We start from the raw sequence: 20,244 nt of genomic DNA on the forward strand, positions 1-20,244 counted from the left end.
TCGCCGCCTGATGTGGGAATCCGCCATAAAATCAAAGAGGCAGGGCAGAATGCCGGTGGAAGCCGCAGCGCATGCTCGGCTGCGACGTTAGCAACGATGACAATTTTTTCTTGACAGTCATCATCTTCTTTAGCAGAAAAGACGATAGTGACTGTCATGTTTGGAATGAGAACGTGCTTGTTTGCAGCTGCAACTATATAACCGACACGGAGATCCGAGAAGTCATCAACGAGCTTCTCGAACAGGACTGTTGGCAGCTTATCGTACCGGCTAAGGTGTACCACGCCATGGAAAAGCGCGGTCGTTGCTGCGGCTGCTTCCCCAATGTCGTCGACATTATCATCCAGACCACAGAGGAATATCACGCCCGTCACCACTCGACGGAAGCCGAATTATTTGATTTCATGTCCCGCCTCAGAAACTTCCATGAAGAAAACAGGAGAGCGGACATTGAAAGGCGACAAAAAAGTCATCGAGCGGCTTAACGAGGCCCTCTTTTTGGAGCTCGGCGCTGTCAATCAGTACTGGGTTCATTACCGTCTCCTCGAAGATTGGGGCTACACCAAGCTAGCCAAGAAGGAACGGGCCGAGTCCATCGAAGAGATGCATCACGCCGACCGACTGGTGGCGCGCATCATTTTCCTCGAAGGTCACCCCAATCTGCAGACACTCGCGCCGCTTCGTATCGGTCAGAACGTAAAGGAAGTCCTGGAAGCCGATCTGGCCGGCGAATACGACGCTCGCACGGCCTACAAGAAGTCGCGCGACATCTGTCATGAGGCCGGCGACTACGTTTCCATGAAGCTGTTCGAGGAACTTTTGGCCGACGAAGAAGGCCATATCGACTTCCTCGAAACCCAGCTGGAACTCCTGGGCAAAATCGGCGAATCCAAATACGGACAACTCAACGCCGACTCCGCCAACGAAGCCGAATAACACACCAAATCAGAACCGGCCGCATCAAAGCCGCGGCCGGGCGCAATCATGCGGTGCTCAAGCCTGTCAAATGGCGAAATTCGCCAACGACCTGATCATAGACGGCCCGCTTGAAGGACACGATCAGGCCGGGCAGGCTTTCCATCGGCTTCCATTCCCACGCATCGAATTCGGCCGAATGTCCACCGGGTGGTGGGTTGATCGCGATCTCGCTCTCGTCTCCGTCGAAACGGAATGCGAACCAGCGCTGCGTCTGACCGCGGAATTTACCCTTGAGCCCGATCCCGAGCATTTGCGGCGGCAGGTCGTAGTTGATCCAGTTGCTGGCTTCTGCAAGCAGCGTCACGGTTCGCATGCCGGTTTCTTCGTAGAGCTCGCGATAGGCCGCTTCGAGCGGGTCCTCGCCCTTGTCAATTCCGCCTTGCGGCATCTGCCAGAGCTGCGGCGATCCGTCATATTCGGAGTTTTCCTCAGCAATGCGGCGCCCCGCCCACACAAGCCCATAACGATTGAGGACCATCACCCCGACACACGGGCGATAGGGCAGATCTTCGGCTTTCACGATCGACTTTCTCATCGGTGTATCTTTGCTCACGGTTTCCTCGGATCATTCGTCAATGCGGCAACGCCGACGATCTCGATACCGCGCATAGCCGCTTCTTCCGTCCATTTGGAAATTGCGTCAATGCTCTCATCGAAGGCGGATGCGACGCCGATCGCCTGTCCGTTGCGTTTTGCGACCCGCTCCAGCTCGTCCAGCTTCTGCAGGATGGCGTTCACATCGACCTGTCTGTCGAGCTGAACGTCGGCGAAGGTATGGGGAAGGTCCGTCCCCTTCGCGATAGCAGCCGTCTTTGACTGCGCCGATGTTCCGTCATCGAGAAACAGCAGGCCGCGTTTGCTGATATCGCGCATGACCGGCTCCAGCGCGGCGGGGTCCGACAAGAACCGCCCGCCCTGATAGTTCATGATACCGGTATAGTTCGTAATCTCGCCCATCGCACGATGCAGGCTCTCGACGTTCTTGGCGGCAGACTTCGAGGTAAGCAGCGTGTCGGGGCCAGGATCGTTTGCCGGGTAATCGAACGGTTCAAAGGGTACCTGCAATAGAATTTCATGCCCGGCCCGGCGTGCATCCTGCATCCATCGCTGCAGACTGTTGCCGCTGGCTGCAAATGCGAATGTGACCTCTTCCGGCAGCTGCTGAACGGCGCGCTGCGTGCCGGTCTGGCTGAGACCGAGCCCGCTGACGACGATCGCAATACGCGTCCCGTGCGCACCCGACCACGGGCGCGCATATTGGTCCATCGGCCGACGGCCATCCGGTCCGACGATCGGCAGCCGTCCAGCCGGCGTATCTTCCAACAAGGCATCATTCGGGATCGCCGCCATGCGCGGGTCCTGGCCCATCTGCATGGCGTCCACCAGAACCGGACCGTTGCCGTCGCGCGTCTTGGGACTGTACTTGGTCACAACGGAGCCATCGCCTGCAACCATCTGTTCGACGGTCGCGCCCGACTGCGGGTCGGATCGCGGCATGCTGCCGGCAGGTGACACTTGCGGCTCAGCCCGCGTCTGCACAGTGTCGGTGGGAGGCGCAGAGGCCTCTTCCCACGCGGGCGCCTTCTCGCGCGTCACCCCGTCACCGCGAAATGCGGTAAAGAGCGAAAATCCGCCAATGAGAATGAGGCAAATACCGGCAAGCACGCGGCCCGTCCGCAAAATGCCCGGCCTCTTTCGGCCGGGTTTGCGATTCTGCCCCAGGGGTGCGTGTAGGTCCGTGCTCATTCTTGTTTCCGGGATCGGGACAGCAAAAAGGCGTCAGGCCGGATATGGTATCCGGCCTGACGCCTCATTCGATCATCACTTGGCGCTGACGGCCTTGTCTGGATTCGGCGGGAAAGACGGGTCCGTCTTCTTGCCGCGCAGAAGGTCGAGCGCGTAGTTGAGCTGGACGTCATCCTTCGGGTCCGGAGGAACATAGGCAACAGAGCCAGAACCTTCGTCAGTTTCGCTCTGGCCCTTGATGTGCCCACGCAGGCTGGACTCGCCCTCAGTCACCATCTTGCCCTTGAGAGCATCTGGCAGCGGCTCGTCTACCTTGATGTCGGGGGTGATGCCCGTGCCCTGAATAGACCTGCCCGACGGCGTATAGTAGAGCGCCGTCGTCAGACGCAGCGCACCGTTTTCGCCAAGCGGGATGATCGTCTGGACCGATCCCTTGCCGAACGAACGCGTGCCGAGCACCGTGGCCCGGCGCAAATCCTGCAGCGCGCCAGCGACGATTTCCGAAGCCGAGGCCGAACCACCGTTGATCAGCACGATCACCGGCTTTCCATCCGTCAGATCGCCCGGACCGGCGTTGAAGCGTCGGGTTTCGTCAGGGTTACGACCACGTGTCGAAACCACTTCGCCACGCTGCAGCAGCGCGTCGGAAACCTGGATCGCCTGGTCGAGCAGCCCGCCCGGGTTCAGACGCAGGTCAAGCACGTAGCCCTTGAGCTTGTCTGCCGGTACGGTCTTCTTGATCTTCTCGATCGCCCTTTCCAGATCCGGGTAGGTTTTTTCCGTGAAGGAGATGACGCGGAGGTAGCCGACATCATCCTCGACACGCGACTTGACGGCCTGAACCGCAACGACGTCGCGCACGATCGTCAGTTCGATCGGCTTGTCGGCACCCTTACGGATCAGCGTCAACTTGATCGGCGTGTTGACCGGGCCGCGCATCTTCTCGACCGCGTCCTCAAGCTTCAGACCTCGCACCGACTGGCCATCGATTTCGGAGATGTAGTCTCCTGCCAGAACGCCGGCCTTGGCCGCGGGCGTATCGTCGATCGGCGTGATAACCTTGACGAGTTCGTCTTCCATGGTGACCTCGATACCGAGACCGCCGAATTCGCCCTTCGTCTGGGTCTGCATGTCTGCAGCGTCCTTCGCATTCATGTAGCTCGAATGCGGATCCAGCGAAGAGAGCATGCCGTTGATGGCGTTCTCGATGAGCTTGTCCTCGGCGGGCGGCGTGACGTACTGCGCGCGTACCCGCTCGAATACGTCACCGAACACGGACAGCTCCTTGTAGGTGGACGCCCCCGCCGCTTCCGCAGGCACGCCCGCGGAATAAATGACGCTCATGGCAGTCGCACCCATCAATGCGCCAACCAGAACAAGAGAAGCCCTACGAATCATTGCGTGCCTTTCCAGTGTCTTTGGCGGTCCACCACGGTCGGGAATCGACCGGTTTCCCGTCTTTTCGAAATTCAATGTAAAGTGTTGGCCGGCTGGTTTCCAGCGCCAATGCAGTTGCGCTCGCCACTCTTTTTGCGCCCATCACGGCGAGCGGCTCACCGGCGAAAACGAACTTGCCCTGGCGGGTGCTGATCGTCTCCATACCCGAGAGAACGAGATGGTAGCCGTCGCCCGCATCAAGGATGATCATCTGGCCATAACTACGAAATGAGCCGGCATAAACCACGAGCCCGTCTGCGGGCGCGGTGACCACCGTTTCCGGATTGGTGGCAAGCGTCATTCCCATGGCCTCGTGCCCGGTTCCATCGGCATCGCCAAAATGGCGAAGCATATCTCCTGCCACCGGCAATTCCAGCTTCGCCTTCAAATCTGAGAATGGATATGCGGGCGCAATACGGTTTTTATCAGGCACGCCGCTGTCGGCGAGCGCCTTGGCCTGAGCCCGCTGCGCATCGGTCATAAGCTTGCGGTTTTCCTCCGCCTGACGCGCTGCGGCGGCTGCCTGGCGGACTGAGGAAATCTCTGTTTCCATCGACGCGACAAGTCCCTCCAGACTGGTCGCCTTGCCCGCGAGATCTTCGGAGCGCTTCCGCTCGACTTCAAGTTCCGCGGCATTGCTGCGGCTCAGCTTATCGTTCTCGACGAGAAGCATATCCATGCGCCGCTCTTCCTCAAGGCTGTTCGTCATCGTCGCGGTCAGGCCGGTCTTTTCCGCAGCGCTGGCGGCCTGCAGGGAGGAAAGACTGCCAAGATCGGCGGCAAGCTTGTCGGTCTCCTTGCGGATGCCAGGCACCACAGCGCCAAGCAGAATGGCGCTGCGCACCGAGCCTAGCGCATCGTCCGGCGTCACGAGAAGTGCTGGCGGAGGATTGCGGCCCATGCGCTGCAGTGCGGCAAGCACCTCTGCAAGCAGACCGCGACGTTCATGCAGCGAACGGCGCACGGCGTCTTCTTTCACGCCGAAATCCGACAGCTTCTTCTCACTCTCGAGAATCTGCTTCTCCAGCGATTTGCGTCGGGCGGCGGAATCGATCAGCGCCTGTCGAACGCTGCTGGTACTCTTGTCCAGATCTGCAATGCTCTTCTGCAGTTCCCCGACCTTCTCTGACGAAAGGCTGATGGTCTTGGACAGGGCCTCGAGCTCGACGCGGGTTTCGTCCCGCTTTTTCTCCAGTTCGGCGGCTGGATCAGCAGGCTCGGCCCGAGCCACCGTCGCTGCAGTCGTTGCGGAGGTATCAGGAGAAATAGGAGAGATCTCCGCTTCGCCACCCGGAACGGACAGGGGTGCTTGGGCGAACGCATCAACCCAGCCTGCAGCAATCAAGGACGCTCCCAGCACCGCAGCCAGGGTCACATACTTTCGCTTGAATGCAGGAGTTGGCATGCGCGTCGGGAGGTCCTCTAAAATCGCGCGAAGATTAAGCTGATTTGGCATGCTTTGCCAGAAAGATCGAGAGACAGTGGCCCGCGGGCAACTCACGCCTGGGTGAGAGATCCGGTGGGCTCATACGCGATGATAGGGATGGCCGGAAAGAATTGTCACGGCGCGATACAACTGCTCTGCGATCAGTGTGCGCACCAATTGATGCGGCCACGTCATCTTGCCAAGGCAGAGCGTCGCGTCAGCCCGATCGTAGAGAGAAGGATCAAGTCCATCGGCGCCGCCGATGGCGATGGTCAGATCACGCTTGCCGTGGTCCCGATAATTTCCAAGGAGATTGGCGAAGCCTTCGCTGTCCAGCGCCTTGCCACGCTCATCCAGCAGAATGAGGACACTTCCATCCGCAAGCGATTTCTGCAGCATGACCGCTTCCTCGCGCTTGCGGGTTTCGGCGTTCGAGGCCCGACTTTCACCAACTTCGGCAACGCGGGAGAATTCGAGGCCGACCGCAGGACCGGCCTTGGCAAAACGATCAAAATAGCGCGCCGCAAGATCTTTCTCTGGGCCGGATTTAAGCCGCCCCACGGCAAAAAGACCAACACGCATCCGCTTGCTCCCGCCATTCAGCACCCGGCGACACAAAAATAGTCGCGAGCCGGGTGCCATCACTCCGGCTCAATCAGTTGCCGTCTATCAGGCGCCGGACGTGACGTCCAGACGGACTGGTTAGTGCACGGTCTCATCCATGTCCGGAGCCGCCCACATCTTTTCGATGTTGTAGAACTCGCGGATTTCAGGGCGGAATACGTGCACGATGATATCGCCGGTATCGATCAGGATCCAATCGCCGCCTTCCTGACCTTCGACGCGGGCTGTACCGAAGCCCTCATCTTTCAAGTCAGTCAGCAAGTGGTCCGAAATCGCCATGACATGCCTGCTCGAGCGGCCAGAGACGACAACCATGAAGTCTCCGAGCGCCGATTTTCCGGCAATGTCGATCGTGACGATATCTTCAGCTTTGGAGTCCTCGAGGCTTACGAGGACGGCGTGCAGAGCGCGGGCAGCGGCATCGACGCCACGTTCCGGGCTCTTCGGGATAACGGCAAGCGTTCTTCCCTTGGCGTGTACTGTTGTCAGTGCTTTCCCTTTCTCGGAATGACAGACTATGCACATCACTGATTTGGCAAACCAAATCATGGTTAAGATAGGCACCAAACCACTAACGTTTCAAGACACGTGCGATCACAATGCGTGAATGCCGGATTTGGCGCGGGAGAGGGAACCTATGTCTCACGACTGCAGTGAGGCGGCTGTGTACAGTTGATGCAGCCCTGCGTAAAGTCATGACTCCTCTCCGAATGCAAAGACCGCCGATGAAAAACGACGCCGACAACACGCTTGTTCCCATTCTCCGCATCAGCTTTCCGCAGGATGATCGCCTGGGACGCGGCAAGATGGATCTGCTCGAACACATCAGCGAGACCGGATCCATATCGGCCGCGGGACGTGCCATGGACATGTCCTACCGCCGCGCCTGGCTGCTCGTTAGTGACATGAACCGGATGTTCAAAGAGCCCGTCGTCGAATCCCAGCGCGGTGGCCAGAAGGGCGGCGGTGCAGCTTTGACGCCGTTTGGCGAAGCGCTGCTCGCCCGCTTCAGACAAATGGAGCAAACCTTGCGAGCGACGCTTGCCGACGATCTGGCCTGGCTGGAAGCCAATCGATCCCGACGGGGCAGCTCGAGCGGCTGATCACGGTTCCAACGCCACGGTTTTGATGATGGCGAAGATGGTCGTGCCTACCCGCAATTCCAGGCGCTCAGCCGAAAAGCCTGTGATCCGGGAAATGATCGCGTCACCGCCGCAATCGACGACAACGTCAACCGTCGCTTCGCCGGCGGGCTTTAATTCCCGGACAGTGGCTTCGAGAACGTTCAGCGCACTCAGCCCCTCCGGTCTTTTCGTTGCCAGCATAACATCACGGGAGGGAATGCGCACGCGCACCGCCTTGCCCGGGAGCAAATTGGCCTCGGGAACATGAAGCTGCGCGGACTTCAAGGCGATCGTGGCAATGCAGTGCCGCTCATCGACGCACTCCACCTTGCCTTCAAGCAGGACGCCGGCTTCGCGGCGGTCGAAAGAGGCCAATGGGTGACTCAGCACATCGATCGCAGACCCCACCGCCTCGACCTTGCCGTCCTGCATTACCACGACCTGGTCGGCCAGGCGCGCTACCTCGGCGATCGAATGGCTGACATAGACGATCGGGATATCCATCTCGTCGCGAAGGCGTTCGAGGTAAGGCATGACCTCGGCCTTGCGAGCATCATCCAACGCAGCGAGCGGCTCGTCCATCAAAAGCAGGCGCGGCGATGACAGCAGGGCCCGGCCAATGGCCACCCGCTGCTTCTCGCCGCCGGAGAGCTTTTCCGGCCTACGATCGAGCAACGCCTCGATTCCGAGCAATGCAACAATCCGATCGAGGCTCTCCCTCGCTACTCCGACCGAGGCGAACCATTGGCCGTAAGAAAGATTGTGACGAACGCTAAGGTGCGGAAACAGCCGCGCCTCTTGAAATACGTAGCCAAACCGCCGGCGATGCTTGGCAACGAAGATCCGCTGAGCCGTGTCGATCAGCACCTCCTCGTCTAGCGCAACCAGCCCCTCGTGTGGCCGAGCAAGACCGGCGATAATGCGGATCAATGACGTCTTGCCCGAGCCTGAGCGACCGAAAAGCGCAGTGATGCCGCGCTCTGACGTGAAAGCGGCGTCAAGCGAAAACGCGCCGAGCCGGTGTTTTGCTTTCACCACGAGCGTCATACCGGATCGATCCTCCGTCCAACGATGCGCGAAAAGTGTTCCGAAGCCAGCAGCGCGACCATCGAGATGACGACGGCCACCAGCGTCAGCCGCAACGCGCCTGCATCGCCGCCCGGCACCTGCGTGAGGGAGTAGATCGCCGCCGAAAGCGTCTGCGTCTCGCCGGGGATGTTGGAAACAAACGTGATCGTCGCCCCGAATTCCCCCATCGCCTTGGCGAAGGAAAGGATCATGCCGGCAATGATCCCCGGCAATGCCAGCGGCAGGGTTATTGTCAGAAACACCCAGGGCGGACTGGCACCAAGCGTCCCGGCCGCCTCCTCCAGTTTTCGGTCGATCGCCTCGATGGAGAGCCGAATACTGCGCACCATTAACGGGAAGGCCATGACCGCGCAGGCAAGTGCGGCACCCGTCCAGCGGAACGAAAAGACGATGCCGAAATGCTGATCGAGAAAGCTGCCAATCGGCCCGCGTCGGCCGAAAAGGATCAACAGCACGAACCCGGTAACCACCGGGGGCAGGATCAGCGGCAGATGGACGATGCCGTTGAGGATGGATTTGCCCCAAAAACGCCCCCGCGCCAGAAGGAGAGCGACGCCAATCCCGAAGGGCAGGCTGGCGAGCATCGCGACCACCGACACACGCAGGCTGAGCAGGATCGCGGTCCATTCGTCGCTGCTCAAGCCGAGTGCTTCCAACCGTCATCGCTCCCGGAAAGTAGAAGGCCCGTCGAAGCAGGCCTTCCTGCTGCTTATCGATGTTAGATCCGCAATCATTTCAAGATCGTGAAGCCTTGATCCGTGAAGAAATGCGCCGCCTTCTCCGACTTCAGAAACTCCAGGTAGGCAGCGGCGGCGGGGTTCTTGCTCTCGGTGAGAATGGCGACCGGGTAGATGATCGGCGGGTGAGAATCGGCCGGGAACGTGCCGACGACCGCAACGCCCGGATCGGCGTTGACATCTGTCTTGTAGACGATGCCGAAGGGAGCTTCGCCGCGCGACACGAGCGCAAGCGCCGCGCGAACGCTCTCTGCGCCGGCAACCTTGGCTTCAACAGAAGGCCAGACGCCGAGAGATACGAGCGCGGCCTTGCCGTACTTGCCGGCAGGCACCGACTTGACTTCGCCCATCGCGAGCTTGCCGTCGCCGAGCAACGCTGCAAGGTCGAATCCCTTGGCGATCTCGACGGGCGTGGCATGATCCCTGGCAGCGACGAGCACGATGCTGTTGCCGAGCAGATTGGAGCGGGTGTCGGCCTTGATCAGGTTTTTCTTGGCAACATAGTCCAGCCAGTCCAGATCCGCGGAAATGAAGATATCGGCCGGCGCACCGCCCTCTATCTGCTTTGCCAGCGCAGAACTTGCCGCATAGGATGCTATGACTTCTCCGCCGCCATCGGTCGCCCATGCGGCATTCGCCGCGTCGAGTGCATTCTTCAGGCTGGCTGCCGCAAAGACTGTGACCTTTTCCGCCGCTAACGCCGGCGTTGCTGCAATGCCCAGCCAGGCAACCGAAACGGCCGCAGCCGCAAGTTTGATCCATTGACGACGGCTATGCATAAATTCGCTCCTGCGCTTCGAAATATCCCCAGAGATATAACGTGATCGCGAGCTTGGCTAGCGATATATTTAGCTCGATACAACCGAAGGAGACGTGCGGAATCACGCTGAATCACGCATTCGTGAAGCGCATAGGTGTCGGCGACCAAATAGAGCACGAGTCGATAAAACCGCCAAATCTCCCGCGAACTGGGCTGGAGACCGGGAAACGAGACCCACAAATCAGTCAATATGCCAATGTAACAAGCATCTAGAGACGGCGCTTGCGCTGAGGTATGCGAAACCAGCATTGCTGCAATGCAGCGAACCAGCTTCCAGTCTGGGCGATTTATGGTAAAACATCTCCATCGAACGGCGATCTCCTCCTCCCAAAGCCGTTTGATGTGGATCGGCAACACTCCTCCTCCCAGTTGTCGATCAAGTTTAAAAGCCCGACGGATCCTCCCCCGTCGGGCTTTTCGCTGTCTGGCACGTCCCAATAAAAGTCTACGATCCGTTCTTGGCGCGGATCGCGGTCGAACTGAGGCGCGACCTCGGTCCATGGATGAAAGTCCAGGCCGGCGCTGGCTTTTTCCATAGCGCCCGTGAGTCGTCTTCGTCGATACGGGCGAAATCAAACGTCTTCGCCATCTTCGAGGATAGGAACGACAGCGTCGCACCCGGGCGGTCGATGACCGCGATCGGAAACGTGCGGGCAATGTCCTGCCACTTCTGCCAGCGATGGAACGTCTTCAGACTGTCGGCGCCCATGATCCAGATGAAATGTACATGCGGATTGCAGGCTTTGACACGCGCCAGCGTGTTGGCGGTGTAGCTGGTTCCGAAGTCCTTCTCGAAAGCCGTAACCTTGATTGCGGGGTGCTTTGCAAGGCGCTCGCTGAGTTCGACACGCTCCGATAGTGGCAGCAGCTGGCTTCGATCCTTCAGCGGATTACCCGGCGTCACCATCCACCAGAGCTGGTCAAGCCCCAGTCGCTTGATGGCGATCTCGGCGACAAGCCCATGCCCCTGATGCGGTGGATTGAAGGACCCCCCAAAAAGACCGACCACCATTCCCCGCTCTGCGTGCGGCATGCGAAGATAGCGTCGGTCGATGTCGCCTGTGGTCACGTCAGGCCCGGGTTTGTCCGGTGCCGTGCACGCGGTATTTGAAGGAGGTAAGTTGTTCGACGCCCACCGGCCCCCGAGCATGCATTTTACCGGTCGCGATGCCGATCTCCGCACCCATGCCGAACTCGCCGCCATCGGCAAACTGCGTCGATGCGTTGTGCAGCAGGATGGCGGAATCGACTTCGCTGAAGAAGCGCTGGACGACGCCAGGATCGTGCGCGATCACCGCTTCCGTGTGGTTCGACGAATACTTCTGGATATGCGCGATCGCGCCCGAAATCCCATCGACGACGGCAACGGACACGATGGCATCAAGATACTCGGTCGACCAATCTTCCTCCGTGGCAGCCTTCGTCCCGGGCACTGCGCCTACGACGGCGGATGATCCGCGAATTTCGCAACCGGCGCTTGAAAGCGCCTCAAGCAGCGGGGCAAGGTACCTATCCGCGGCAGCAGCATCGACCAGAATGGTCTCCACCGCTCCGCAAATGCCGGTACGACGCATCTTCGCGTTGACAACGACCTTCTTGGCCATGTCGAGATCGGCCGAGACATCGATATAGATATGGCAGAGACCCTCGAGATGGGCAAACACCGGCACTCTCGCTTCGCTTTGCACCCGGGCCACCAGGCTCTTGCCGCCGCGTGGGACAATCACGTCGATGGCGCCGTCCAATCCTCCCAGCATGGCCCCGACCGCGGCGCGATCCCTCACCGGCACCAACTGGATAGCATGCTCGGGAAGCCCGGCAGCCTTCAGCCCCTGGACGAGGCAGTCGTGAATAGCTTGCGATGAACGGCGCGAGTCGGAACCGCAACGCAAAATGACCGCATTGCCGGCCTTAAGGCACAGTGCGCCAGCATCCGCCGTCACATTCGGCCGGCTTTCGAAAATAACGCCAATGACGCCGAGCGGCGTGCGAACGCGCTCGATCTCAAGGCCGTTCGGCCGGTCCCAGGCCGCGATCACTTCGCCGACCGGATCCCTGAGAGCGGCAATCGCCCGAACTCCCTCTGCCATGTCGACGATACGGCTGTCGTTCAGCGTCAGGCGATCGACGAACGAAGCGAGCATATCCGTGCCGGCAACATCCTTGAGATCCTTGGCGTTTTCGGAAAGAATCCGGTCCTTGTTGGCAAGGATTGCATCAGCCATCCCGTTCAGCGCGGCGTTCTTCGCCTCGGTGGACGCAAAGCCCAGCGGTCGCGCTGCAGCCTTTGCCTTGCGGCCGATGTCCTTCATCAGCGCGTCAATGTCAGGGCCTTGCACAACGGTATCAAGCATGGGCTGCGTCCTTCTTCTGCCTTTCCGATTTCGAATTGAGCTGCGCCGTCATCACCATGTCGTCGCGATGGATCATGGCCGCGCGCCCGGCATAGCCGAGAATCGCTTCAATCTCCGCCGACTTGCGGCCGGTGATTTGCCGGGCCTCATCGGCATCGTATCCCGCCAGCCCGCGTGCGAACTCTCTTCCATTCGGACCAACGATCGCAACCGTGTCGCCGCGGCTGAAGAGACCCACGACTTTGCGCACGCCGGCGGGCAGCAGGCTCTTGCCGGCGCCCAGCGCGGCAACCGCTCCATCATCGACGTGAAGCTCGCCCGCAGGCTGCAGTTGACCCGCAATCCACGTCTTGCGTGCAGTTACCGGCGTACCGGAGGGCGCGAACCAGGACGAACGCGCACCGTTCTCCATCGCCGAAAGCGGGCTGTCGGTCTTGCCCGATGCAATGATCATCGCGCATCCAGCGGTCGTCGCGATCTTGCCGGCGTCGATCTTGGTGCGCATTCCGCCACGCGACAGTTCGGATGCCGCTCCGCCGGCCATGGCTTCGATCTCGGGCGTGATCTCGGCAATGGTGTCGAGGAATTGCGCATTCGCGTCGAGATGCGGTGGCGCCGTATATAGGCCGTCAATATCGGACAACAGGACCAAAAGGTCGGCGCCGGTCATGGTGGCGACTCGCGCCGCCAGGCGGTCGTTGTCGCCATAGCGAATCTCGCTCGTCGCGACCGTATCGTTCTCGTTGATGATCGGAACTGCGCCGATCTTCAGAAGCTGTTTGATCGTCGCACGCGCGTTGAGATAGCGGCGACGTTCCTCGGTATCGCCGAGCGTCAACAGGATCTGCCCGGCAACAATATCGTCGCGCGATAGGCTCTCAGACCAGGCGCGGGCAAGCGCAATCTGCCCGACAGCCGCCGCCGCCTGGCTTTCCTCGAGCTTCAGCGCCCCGGACGGAAGGCCGAGAACCGAGCGCCCGAGCGCGATCGCCCCCGAGGACACAACCAGGACCTCCACGCCCTTGGCCTTAAGGCCGGCGATATCGGCGCACATCGCGTCCAGCCAGTTCTTCTTCAGTCCGGCCTTGCGATCGACGAGAAGAGCGGAGCCGATCTTGATGACGATGCGACGGCACTTGCCGATCGGCTTTCGGCTAGTCATTGGCCTCGCCCTCGTCCACCGCGATATCGCGATGACGCAGCTTCGGCGTTTTTGCTGGCTTCTCGACCGTATTGGCATCGACGATGATGTCGCGAAGCGCACGCAGCACCTCGGTCATACCTTTGCCCGTTGCCGCCGAAATCTGGAACGGCGTGCTGCCGCATGCCTTCGCCAGTTCCTTCGTCTTTTTCTTCAGCGTAGCCTCATCGAGTACGTCGATCTGCGACAGTGCGACGATCTCGGGCTTGTCACCGATCTCGTCGCTATAGGCCCTCAGTTCGTGCTTCACCGTTTTATAGGCCTTGCCGACATTCTCCTCCTGCGAGGAGACGAGATGCAGAAGCACGCGGGTGCGCTCTACATGTCCAAGGAAGCGGTCGCCAATGCCAATGCCCTCGTGAGCACCCTCGATCAGGCCTGGAATGTCAGCCAGAATGAACTCCCGCTCGTCGATCGTTGCCACGCCGAGATTCGGATGCAGCGTCGTAAATGGGTAGTTGGCGATCTTCGGGCGGGCGCGCGTGACCGCAGCGAGGAAGGTAGACTTGCCGGCATTCGGCAACCCCACGAGACCGGCGTCGGCGATCAGCTTGAGGTGCAGCCAGATCGTCTTTTCTTCACCTGCCAGGCCGGGATTGGCCCAATCGGGCGCCTGGTTGACCGAGGTTTTGAAGTGCGCGTTGCCGAAACCACCGTTGCCGCCGCGAGCGAGGCAGAAGCGTTGCCCTTCCTCAATCAGGTCGCAGATAAGCGTTTCCTGGTCTTCCTCGAAAATCTGCGTTCCAACCGGCACCTTCAGCGTCACATGGTCGCCATTGGCGCCCGTGCGGTTTTTGCCCATGCCGTGCATGCCGATCGTCGCCTTGAAGTGCTGCTGGAAACGGAAATCGATCAACGTGTTAAGGCCGTTGACAGCTTCCACCCACACGTCGCCGCCGCGCCCGCCGTCACCGCCATCCGGACCGCCGAACTCGATGAACTTCTCGCGCCGGAAGGAGACGCTACCGGCACCTCCGTCCCCAGACTTGATATAGACCTTTGCTTCGTCGAGAAATTTCATTTTACTTCCATCATTCGGTGTCAGTTGGACGCCCGTCTTGGCCTGATCGATATAGGCCGTTCAGCCGGAGGTCAAAGATTATCGTTAGGTTTGCGAGCTATAACATACAGTACGGCTTCGGTCTCGACGGGTTCTACAATCTCGAGCGAATCGCCGAAAGCCTTCAGGGCGCGGATGTCATCGCGCTTCAGGAGGTCACCAGAGGGTTCGTCAGGAACCGGCATGCCGACATGGTGGCGGACCTCGCCGCCCTTTTCCCCGACCACTTCTGGGTCTATGGCCCCGCCTGCGATCTACATGTCGAACCGCCCGAAGGGGCGCTTTCACAGCGCGCATTCCGCTTTCAATTCGGCAACATGGTGCTGTCCCGCTGGCCTATCCTGTCCACGCGTACGCTGCTTCTTCCGCGCAGCCGCACCATCTCCAAGCTCAATCTGCAGCGGGGCGCGACCGAAGCCGTCGTCGACACGCCTGACGGCGCCCTGCGCGTCTATTCCGTTCACCTCGATCACGTCTCCGCCGACGAACGCATCCGCCAGCTTGTGTATCTCAACGACCGCATCAACGCTTTCACCCACGAAGGTGGATCGGTAACCGGCGCCATCGAGTTCGATGTCAGCGATCCTCCGCTGCCAGAGAACTACGTCGTCATGGGCGACTTCAACATGGTGCCGGAATCGCCGGAATATTGCTCTTTCGCCGGAAACAAGGACGGCTACTACGGTCGCACGTCCCGCATAGGCACGCCGATCGACGCGCTCGCTGCGCTGAACGGCTATAGCCACGGAAGCTATAGTTGGATGGACCCTGCGGATCATGGCAAACGCATGCATCTGGACTACTGCTTCGTGAGCGGCGGTCTCGAACCCCGCCTGAAATCCGCGAGCGTCCACACGACGCCCACAGGTTCCGACCACTTCCCTGTGTGGGTCGAGATCGGTGAATGAAGCGCCGCGAAAAGATTTCGAGGCGCTTCTTGTCAGGCCGTCTTGCCCATCTGCAACGCGCCGGGCTTCAGTAGCGTCTCGACATGCGTGACCATGGTGTTGCGCGCGAAACTGTAGATTTCGCTGCAACCGGTCATGCGGAAGCCGAGCTTCTCTTGCAGCCGCAGTGAGGCCGGGTTGTCGGCAAAGACACCGGAATGAACCGGCGTCTCCGGCATGCGCCGCGAGAAACGCTCCAGCGCTGCCGCAACCGCCTCGCTCATGTAGCCGCGCCGCCAGTAGTAGCGGTTCAGCCAATAGCCGAGGTGCCAGCGGCCGTGCCGAAGCTCGATCGCAACCGTGCCGATATGCGCATCGTCGCCTGTGGTGATTGCCAGCTGCCAATCCGGCAAGCCACCTGACGTGGCGGGCACGAGCCAGTCGAGCGCGTCCTGCCGATCGTAAGGTGCCGGAACGCGCGCCAGCATGCGGGTAACTGCGAAATCGGAGAGCGATTGCGCGATGGCGTCGGCATCGCTGAGCCTGTGCGGGCGCAGCGTCAGCCGGTCCGTCGTGATGACCGGCAGCGGGCCGGGTGACTTAGACTGGCTCCTGGGTCTCTGGACACTGATCGCGTTCATAGGACGCTCCCCCAGCTTCTGAGCGACATCCAGGTCTTGCGGTCGAGCCGGTACCATTCGACCGGCACGTTGCTGCCGAGCGCCAGGGACGCGGCCAGCCCGGAACCCTGGAACTGGAAACCGCACTTCTGGATGACCCGCCGCGATGCGACGTTCATCACCCGGCAACGGGCGTCGATCTGATCGACATCCTGCCTCGTGCGGAAGACCATATCGACGAGAGCGTGGCACGCCTCAGTCATAAAGCCTTGATTCCAGTATGGTTCTCCAAGCCAATACCCGATCTCGACGGTTCTCCCGTCGAGATGCGGCTCCACCCCGCAGCAGCCCATGAAGGCACCGTTTTCAGCTTTGGTAATGGCATAGACGCACTTGCCAATCTCGCCATCTTTCGTGCGGCGCACGAAGTCGGCGGCATCATTGGCCGTATATGGGTGCGGCATGCGCGATACCATTGTGGCGACTTTGGCGTTGTTGGCGAGATGGGCAAGGGCGTCGATGTCTTCTTCGTGCGGCGCGCGCATGACGAGCCGTTCCGATAATAAGACGGGGCAATCGGTCCTTAACCGCTCCGGCCTCAGCCGCTCCTTGGGAGACCGCAATTGGCCTTCCCTTAACAATTCGCCTTGCATGGTTCAGTCCTCCTTGAGGTAAAGAAAAAGGGGAGATGGGTGGTGCCCCATCTCCCCTTTTTTCTTGACTGAACCTTGTACGCTCAGCCGGGTCGATGAGACACCGGCTGCTATAAAGCGCTACCGGCTTATTCCGCTGCTTCCGCTTTCGGCATGACAGACACGTATACGCGACCGTTGGCCTTCGTTCGGTAGTTCACATTGCCGGCGGTAAGAGCAAAGATCGTGTGATCCTTGCCGAGGCCGACGTTGGAACCCGGATGCCACTGCGTACCGCGCTGACGCAGAATGATGTTGCCTGAAATGACGGCTTCGCCGCCGAACTTCTTCACGCCAAGGCGCTTGGATTCGGAATCACGACCGTTGCGCGACGAACCGCCAGCTTTTTTGTGTGCCATTGGAGTTCTCCTTTAAACCTTAAGTCCCGTGATCTTACTTGGCAGCCACGATGTCCGTAATACGAACAACCGTATGATGCTGGCGATGGCCGCGCGTGCGCTTCGAGTTCTGACGACGGCGCTTCTTGAAGGCGATGACCTTCTTGCCGCGGTTGTGCTCGACCACTTCGGCCTTGACCGAAGCGCCCTTGACGAAGGGAGCACCAATCGCAGCGTCGGCGCCTTCGCCGATAACGAGGACTTCGGTGAATTCGATCGAATCGCCAGCGGTGACTTCAAGCTTCTCGATGGTCAGCACATCGTTTGCTGCCACACGGTACTGCTTACCGCCGGTCTTGATGACTGCGAACATTTTTTATCCTTTCATGTTCGTTCCGGCTCATACCCGCATCAAACAGGTGGCCGTCTTTTTATCAGTCGAAGTTAAGCAGGGTTTTCAGAGGCTTTCGCCCGGAACTCTCTCTGCCGGTGATACCCCACGCGAGCGCAAGGCCTGTCAAGGCACGGACTTTTCCACGCCTATTGCGAAGCGCAGATACGCGAGCCCAAAAAAACTGTCAAGGCAAAAGGATGAAAAGCTTTGAGATTTCGTCTTGCCAGCCCGGCAAACTCTCGCTATGAGACAGCCCGCGCCCCTATGGGCCGACCAAAACTGCGGAGAGGTGGCAGAGTGGTCGAACGCACCGCACTCGAAATGCGGCATACCTGCAAGGGTATCGTGGGTTCAAATCCCACCCTCTCCGCCATATATCACCGATAATTAATTGATAGTGTATACTTTTCTGGAAGGATCTAGTCGAGCACTGCACCTTTCCCTGCACCCTACGTCTCTGCAGGCGGGGGATTTCGGCTGCACCAGTACTAGAGTGGATGCGTTATCAATTTCCGTTCGCGTTTAGCCATGCCAGCGCCTGCGCGCCTGCTCCCAAACCGTCTTCGTCAGCAACAGCTTCTCGCCCTCGATGACGGCGCAATACTGCTCTTTGGTTAAGATCGCCGCCCTCGGTCGCCGAAAGATCAAATAACGGCAGCAAACCGACAAGAAGCGAAAGGTCGCACTTGTGTCCTTCCGCTCTGACGATGCTTTGGCTCAGCTCACCATCGATCAAAGCCGCGCTCTCTGTCTTCAACCGCATATCGCATTGCCTGCTCCCTGCTGCACCCCAGCCTTTGCATGTGGCAGTCAATAAGCGACTGCCGCTGTGCCTTTGCCATTGCCGCAAAGACCGCTCTGAAGCGCCTCTCGCTCTCTGAGCGGTTGTCCAATCTTAACGGGGGAAGGCCCATCCTCTGGAGCAGCGGTGCGAGCAAACAGAAGGCGAAGAAGCCTACACCTGCGCCAACAACAGCAGCCATCACATATTGCATTGCGACCCTCCAGCAACCGAGGAGAGTATCGGTAAAGTCAAATTCTGCGACAAGCTGCAACGTCGAAGAGGCTTACCGTCGCCTTAACGCCCCCACTCGACTAATCTCGCTGCGGCAGGACCACGGCTCCCACCCATGCCTTATACCCCATCCGTATGCTTTGAAAAATACAACCGGCAGTGTCATTATCCCTTGACGTGGTGTAAGAGAGCTCAAAATGGGATTGATTGGYGGGGCGTGKCTTCTGGCGGCTGTATATTTTATTGGCAGGTTTTTGACGACCAGARAAGCTGCGACGTGGCAGCGGCTTAAGGCAGACGACGTGGCATATAAGGAAGAGGCCACCCTCGCGTTTATGTATCTCGGCCTGGCATTCGCGCACATCGGACGGTATCGCCGTGAGCGATCCAGCGGCAGGTCGCCAACTCTCTGATCTGTCCTCGCCGATCGGCTCAGGACGGGTGTTGCCGTTGAGCTTGCGCTTCTCCGCCTCCAGCCGCTTGCCTTGGTCGGTCAGCGCGGGCCTCGGTCCTGGTCCCGTCGAAAACTTTGCCACCCACTCCGCCTCGGAAAGTTCGATGGTTTTCGTCGGCCATGGTGCCGGGCGATGCTGAACACTGACTTCGCTCCGATCGACAACGAGACCGAGCAACCGCGCCTGTGCGACGATGGCTCGAACCACGGCGGAGGGGTTCTTGCATGCCTTGGCGAATTCGATGGCGACGTCGAGATCCTTGACTAGCGAAGCGGCCGTTTTTTCAGTCCTGACAGCTGTCCGCGCCTTCAGCTCGCCGATCCGAGTAGCCACCCTACATTTTTCATCACCCTGGACCCGTTCGCCTCAGCGGCGTGGCTTTCAGCGCCGTAGAGGTCGCCGTAGGCTCGATAAGCCGGATCCCCACGGGCAATGGCTCGAGCGAAAAGTTCGTGTCGCGTGTTCTGAAGCGGCGGCATGACGGCAAAATACCTCGTCTGGGAAATTGCGGCTAGTGTGTGGCTTCGAGGGGAGCTTTTGAAGATCAGAAGGGTTTTCATGTGAACGCCAGACGCAATATGAACCGCGGCAGCTCAAAGCAAACTTTTGTCAGATCACCGCAAGCCCGAACGTCTCCCAATGCTGTATGACCCCCGGGCAACAAGTGAGCGCCAATTGGACAATTGCGCCACTTCCCCTGAGGCGGAGCGGTGGCGTTTTTTGAAGATCAGTTCGAAACGCTCAAGGCGCGATGCGACTGGATATGCTGACTTGTCTGGGGAGCCAAGCTGGACCTACTGCGCCGTTGGCGATGTGCAGTTTTGCCCCACTACCAAAAAGAAGGTTTGATAAATTGTCTATCTACGATCGCGTGACAGTGTTCCTGAAGCAAGCGGCGGCGGCTCGTCAGACAGTCACTTATGGCGAGTTGGCGAAGACCTTTGGCGGTATTCCAAATGGGTGGGGACCTAAGCTGACAGCGATTGCGACCTCGCTTTACCTTCGAGGTTTGCCCTTGCTTCCGGTTTTGGTCGTCCGAAAAAATACCGGGCTGCCCTCAACTGGCGCGGAGATTTACAGCCGCTTCGGGATTACAACCGCCGAGGATGTGCAACGAGAGCAGGAGCGTTGCTTCGTTTATGACTGGCAAGAATTGGAAGGGACGCGCAAACAGCTTTAGCGAAGCGGGACGAACGACCGACAAGCACTAGTTAAGGCGCCGACGTGGAACCCGCAGTCGCCAAGGT

General features: G+C 59.6%; 24 protein-coding genes and 1 tRNA gene. 6 read left to right on the forward strand and 19 right to left on the reverse strand.

Annotation, left to right across the window (positions count from 1 at the left end; all coding sequences use genetic code 11):
- Positions 1-71 precede the first annotated feature (71 nt).
- Together AC1D2R_RS11780 and bfr are read left to right on the forward strand one after the other, a co-directional pair.
- A complete protein-coding gene (locus AC1D2R_RS11780) occupies positions 72-485 on the forward strand; it encodes a (2Fe-2S)-binding protein (RefSeq protein ID WP_477967455.1) in 414 nt (137 codons plus the stop codon).
- Complete coding sequence (gene bfr, locus AC1D2R_RS11785; protein WP_007528518.1) at positions 451-936, forward strand: bacterioferritin; 486 nt, start codon at positions 451-453, stop codon at positions 934-936. Before AC1D2R_RS11780 ends, bfr begins: the two co-directional genes overlap by 35 nt.
- A gap of 46 nt (positions 937-982) precedes the next feature.
- On the opposite strand, the gene AC1D2R_RS11790 is transcribed toward bfr, so the two are convergent.
- The 6 genes from AC1D2R_RS11790 to rsfS all read right to left on the reverse strand — a co-directional run bounded on the left by AC1D2R_RS11790 (position 983) and on the right by rsfS (position 6,736).
- Positions 983-1,513, reverse strand: coding sequence for an RNA pyrophosphohydrolase (locus tag AC1D2R_RS11790; RefSeq protein ID WP_477967581.1), 531 nt, complete (start codon positions 1,511-1,513; stop codon positions 983-985).
- 14 nt (positions 1,514-1,527) lie between these two features.
- On the reverse strand, positions 1,528-2,724 hold the full coding sequence (locus tag AC1D2R_RS11795; protein ID WP_477967456.1) for a divergent polysaccharide deacetylase family protein: 1,197 nt from the start codon (positions 2,722-2,724) through the stop codon (positions 1,528-1,530).
- 75 nt (positions 2,725-2,799) lie between these two features.
- The gene (locus tag AC1D2R_RS11800) at positions 2,800-4,122 is read right to left on the reverse strand and encodes a S41 family peptidase (protein ID WP_477967457.1); all 1,323 of its coding nucleotides are present in this window, start codon (positions 4,120-4,122) and stop codon (positions 2,800-2,802) included.
- The gene (locus AC1D2R_RS11805; protein ID WP_477967458.1) at positions 4,112-5,566 is read right to left on the reverse strand and encodes a murein hydrolase activator EnvC family protein; all 1,455 of its coding nucleotides are present in this window, start codon (positions 5,564-5,566) and stop codon (positions 4,112-4,114) included. The genes AC1D2R_RS11800 and AC1D2R_RS11805 overlap by 11 nt, the downstream gene beginning before the upstream one ends.
- A gap of 120 nt (positions 5,567-5,686) precedes the next feature.
- Positions 5,687-6,169 carry a 23S rRNA (pseudouridine(1915)-N(3))-methyltransferase RlmH gene (rlmH, locus tag AC1D2R_RS11810; protein ID WP_477967459.1) on the reverse strand — a complete coding sequence of 161 codons (483 nt, stop codon included), beginning with the start codon at positions 6,167-6,169 and terminating at the stop codon, positions 5,687-5,689.
- 120 nt (positions 6,170-6,289) lie between these two features.
- A complete protein-coding gene (gene rsfS / locus AC1D2R_RS11815) occupies positions 6,290-6,736 on the reverse strand; it encodes a ribosome silencing factor (protein WP_196246823.1) in 447 nt (148 codons plus the stop codon).
- Between the two features lie 200 nt (positions 6,737-6,936).
- Between rsfS and AC1D2R_RS11820 the strand changes: the two genes are divergently transcribed.
- Positions 6,937-7,314, forward strand: coding sequence for a winged helix-turn-helix domain-containing protein (locus AC1D2R_RS11820; RefSeq protein ID WP_477967460.1), 378 nt, complete (start codon positions 6,937-6,939; stop codon positions 7,312-7,314).
- On the opposite strand, the gene modC is transcribed toward AC1D2R_RS11820, so the two are convergent.
- The 7 genes from modC to obgE form a co-directional block, all read right to left on the reverse strand.
- Positions 7,315-8,382 (reverse strand): molybdenum ABC transporter ATP-binding protein, encoded by a 1,068-nt coding sequence (gene modC, locus AC1D2R_RS11825; RefSeq protein WP_477967461.1) that lies wholly within the window; start codon positions 8,380-8,382, stop codon positions 7,315-7,317. It abuts the gene before it with no gap.
- Complete coding sequence (gene modB, locus AC1D2R_RS11830) at positions 8,379-9,080, reverse strand: molybdate ABC transporter permease subunit (protein WP_477967462.1); 702 nt, start codon at positions 9,078-9,080, stop codon at positions 8,379-8,381. The genes modC and modB overlap by 4 nt, the downstream gene beginning before the upstream one ends.
- 74 nt (positions 9,081-9,154) lie before the next feature.
- Entirely contained in the window at positions 9,155-9,940 is a 786-nt protein-coding gene (gene modA, locus AC1D2R_RS11835) for a molybdate ABC transporter substrate-binding protein (RefSeq protein ID WP_477967463.1), read from the reverse strand.
- A gap of 486 nt (positions 9,941-10,426) precedes the next feature.
- Entirely contained in the window at positions 10,427-11,014 is a 588-nt protein-coding gene (locus AC1D2R_RS11840) for a nicotinate-nucleotide adenylyltransferase (RefSeq protein WP_477967582.1), read from the reverse strand.
- Positions 11,015-11,051: 37 nt separating this feature from the next.
- A complete protein-coding gene (locus AC1D2R_RS11845) occupies positions 11,052-12,335 on the reverse strand; it encodes a glutamate-5-semialdehyde dehydrogenase (RefSeq protein ID WP_477967464.1) in 1,284 nt (427 codons plus the stop codon).
- Positions 12,328-13,497 carry a glutamate 5-kinase gene (gene proB, locus AC1D2R_RS11850; protein WP_477967465.1) on the reverse strand — a complete coding sequence of 390 codons (1,170 nt, stop codon included), beginning with the start codon at positions 13,495-13,497 and terminating at the stop codon, positions 12,328-12,330. Before proB ends, AC1D2R_RS11845 begins: the two co-directional genes overlap by 8 nt.
- Positions 13,490-14,557 (reverse strand): GTPase ObgE, encoded by a 1,068-nt coding sequence (obgE, locus tag AC1D2R_RS11855; RefSeq protein WP_477967466.1) that lies wholly within the window; start codon positions 14,555-14,557, stop codon positions 13,490-13,492. The genes proB and obgE overlap by 8 nt, the downstream gene beginning before the upstream one ends.
- A gap of 80 nt (positions 14,558-14,637) precedes the next feature.
- On the opposite strand from obgE, the gene AC1D2R_RS11860 reads away from it, so the two are divergent.
- A complete protein-coding gene (locus AC1D2R_RS11860) occupies positions 14,638-15,504 on the forward strand; it encodes an endonuclease/exonuclease/phosphatase family protein (RefSeq protein WP_477967583.1) in 867 nt (288 codons plus the stop codon).
- Positions 15,505-15,536: 32 nt separating this feature from the next.
- On the opposite strand, the gene AC1D2R_RS11865 is transcribed toward AC1D2R_RS11860, so the two are convergent.
- From AC1D2R_RS11865 to rplU, 4 genes are all read right to left on the reverse strand, one after another.
- Entirely contained in the window at positions 15,537-16,124 is a 588-nt protein-coding gene (locus AC1D2R_RS11865) for a GNAT family N-acetyltransferase (RefSeq protein ID WP_477967467.1), read from the reverse strand.
- Positions 16,121-16,756 carry a GNAT family N-acetyltransferase gene (locus AC1D2R_RS11870; protein WP_477967468.1) on the reverse strand — a complete coding sequence of 212 codons (636 nt, stop codon included), beginning with the start codon at positions 16,754-16,756 and terminating at the stop codon, positions 16,121-16,123. Before AC1D2R_RS11870 ends, AC1D2R_RS11865 begins: the two co-directional genes overlap by 4 nt.
- A gap of 128 nt (positions 16,757-16,884) precedes the next feature.
- Positions 16,885-17,154, reverse strand: coding sequence for a 50S ribosomal protein L27 (rpmA, locus tag AC1D2R_RS11875; RefSeq protein WP_037067980.1), 270 nt, complete (start codon positions 17,152-17,154; stop codon positions 16,885-16,887).
- A 34-nt stretch (positions 17,155-17,188) separates the two neighbouring features.
- Positions 17,189-17,506, reverse strand: a complete 318-nt coding sequence (rplU, locus tag AC1D2R_RS11880; RefSeq protein ID WP_037067978.1) for a 50S ribosomal protein L21 — start codon at positions 17,504-17,506, stop codon at positions 17,189-17,191.
- Positions 17,507-17,810: 304 nt separating this feature from the next.
- On the opposite strand from rplU, the gene AC1D2R_RS11885 reads away from it, so the two are divergent.
- Positions 17,811-17,900: transfer RNA gene (locus AC1D2R_RS11885), tRNA-Ser, on the forward strand.
- A 132-nt stretch (positions 17,901-18,032) separates the two neighbouring features.
- Here the strand turns inward: AC1D2R_RS11885 and AC1D2R_RS11890 are convergent.
- Positions 18,033-18,290 carry a hypothetical protein gene (locus tag AC1D2R_RS11890; protein ID WP_477967469.1) on the reverse strand — a complete coding sequence of 86 codons (258 nt, stop codon included), beginning with the start codon at positions 18,288-18,290 and terminating at the stop codon, positions 18,033-18,035.
- Between the two features lie 332 nt (positions 18,291-18,622).
- The gene (locus AC1D2R_RS11895; protein WP_477967470.1) at positions 18,623-19,330 is read right to left on the reverse strand and encodes a hypothetical protein; all 708 of its coding nucleotides are present in this window, start codon (positions 19,328-19,330) and stop codon (positions 18,623-18,625) included.
- A 520-nt stretch (positions 19,331-19,850) separates the two neighbouring features.
- On the opposite strand from AC1D2R_RS11895, the gene AC1D2R_RS11900 reads away from it, so the two are divergent.
- Positions 19,851-20,177: a hypothetical protein gene (locus AC1D2R_RS11900; RefSeq protein WP_477967471.1), complete on the forward strand. Its 327-nt coding sequence runs from the start codon at positions 19,851-19,853 to the stop codon at positions 20,175-20,177.
- The last annotated feature ends 67 nt before the right edge of the window (positions 20,178-20,244 follow it).

It is taken from the genome of Rhizobium sp. P1_C7 (assembly GCF_056406295.1).

Coding starts and splice junctions, on each gene's coding strand:
- AC1D2R_RS11840 (WP_477967582.1), bottom strand. CDS start 11,014: ATGCCGCACGCAGAGCGGGGAATGGTGGTCGGTCTTTTTGGGGGGTCC.
- rlmH (WP_477967459.1), bottom strand. CDS start 6,169: ATGCGTGTTGGTCTTTTTGCCGTGGGGCGGCTTAAATCCGGCCCAGAG.
- AC1D2R_RS11870 (WP_477967468.1), bottom strand. CDS start 16,756: ATGCAAGGCGAATTGTTAAGGGAAGGCCAATTGCGGTCTCCCAAGGAG.
- AC1D2R_RS11780 (WP_477967455.1), top strand. CDS start 72: ATGCTCGGCTGCGACGTTAGCAACGATGACAATTTTTTCTTGACAGTC.
- AC1D2R_RS11820 (WP_477967460.1), top strand. CDS start 6,937: ATGAAAAACGACGCCGACAACACGCTTGTTCCCATTCTCCGCATCAGC.
- AC1D2R_RS11845 (WP_477967464.1), bottom strand. CDS start 12,335: ATGCTTGATACCGTTGTGCAAGGCCCTGACATTGACGCGCTGATGAAG.
- rplU (WP_037067978.1), bottom strand. CDS start 17,506: ATGTTCGCAGTCATCAAGACCGGCGGTAAGCAGTACCGTGTGGCAGCA.
- AC1D2R_RS11800 (WP_477967457.1), bottom strand. CDS start 4,122: ATGATTCGTAGGGCTTCTCTTGTTCTGGTTGGCGCATTGATGGGTGCG.
- proB (WP_477967465.1), bottom strand. CDS start 13,497: ATGACTAGCCGAAAGCCGATCGGCAAGTGCCGTCGCATCGTCATCAAG.
- rsfS (WP_196246823.1), bottom strand. CDS start 6,736: ATGTGCATAGTCTGTCATTCCGAGAAAGGGAAAGCACTGACAACAGTA.
- AC1D2R_RS11795 (WP_477967456.1), bottom strand. CDS start 2,724: ATGAGCACGGACCTACACGCACCCCTGGGGCAGAATCGCAAACCCGGC.
- rpmA (WP_037067980.1), bottom strand. CDS start 17,154: ATGGCACACAAAAAAGCTGGCGGTTCGTCGCGCAACGGTCGTGATTCC.
- AC1D2R_RS11890 (WP_477967469.1), bottom strand. CDS start 18,290: ATGCGGTTGAAGACAGAGAGCGCGGCTTTGATCGATGGTGAGCTGAGC.
- AC1D2R_RS11805 (WP_477967458.1), bottom strand. CDS start 5,566: ATGCCAACTCCTGCATTCAAGCGAAAGTATGTGACCCTGGCTGCGGTG.
- AC1D2R_RS11865 (WP_477967467.1), bottom strand. CDS start 16,124: ATGAACGCGATCAGTGTCCAGAGACCCAGGAGCCAGTCTAAGTCACCC.
- obgE (WP_477967466.1), bottom strand. CDS start 14,557: ATGAAATTTCTCGACGAAGCAAAGGTCTATATCAAGTCTGGGGACGGA.
- modA (WP_477967463.1), bottom strand. CDS start 9,940: ATGCATAGCCGTCGTCAATGGATCAAACTTGCGGCTGCGGCCGTTTCG.
- AC1D2R_RS11790 (WP_477967581.1), bottom strand. CDS start 1,513: ATGAGAAAGTCGATCGTGAAAGCCGAAGATCTGCCCTATCGCCCGTGT.
- modC (WP_477967461.1), bottom strand. CDS start 8,382: ATGACGCTCGTGGTGAAAGCAAAACACCGGCTCGGCGCGTTTTCGCTT.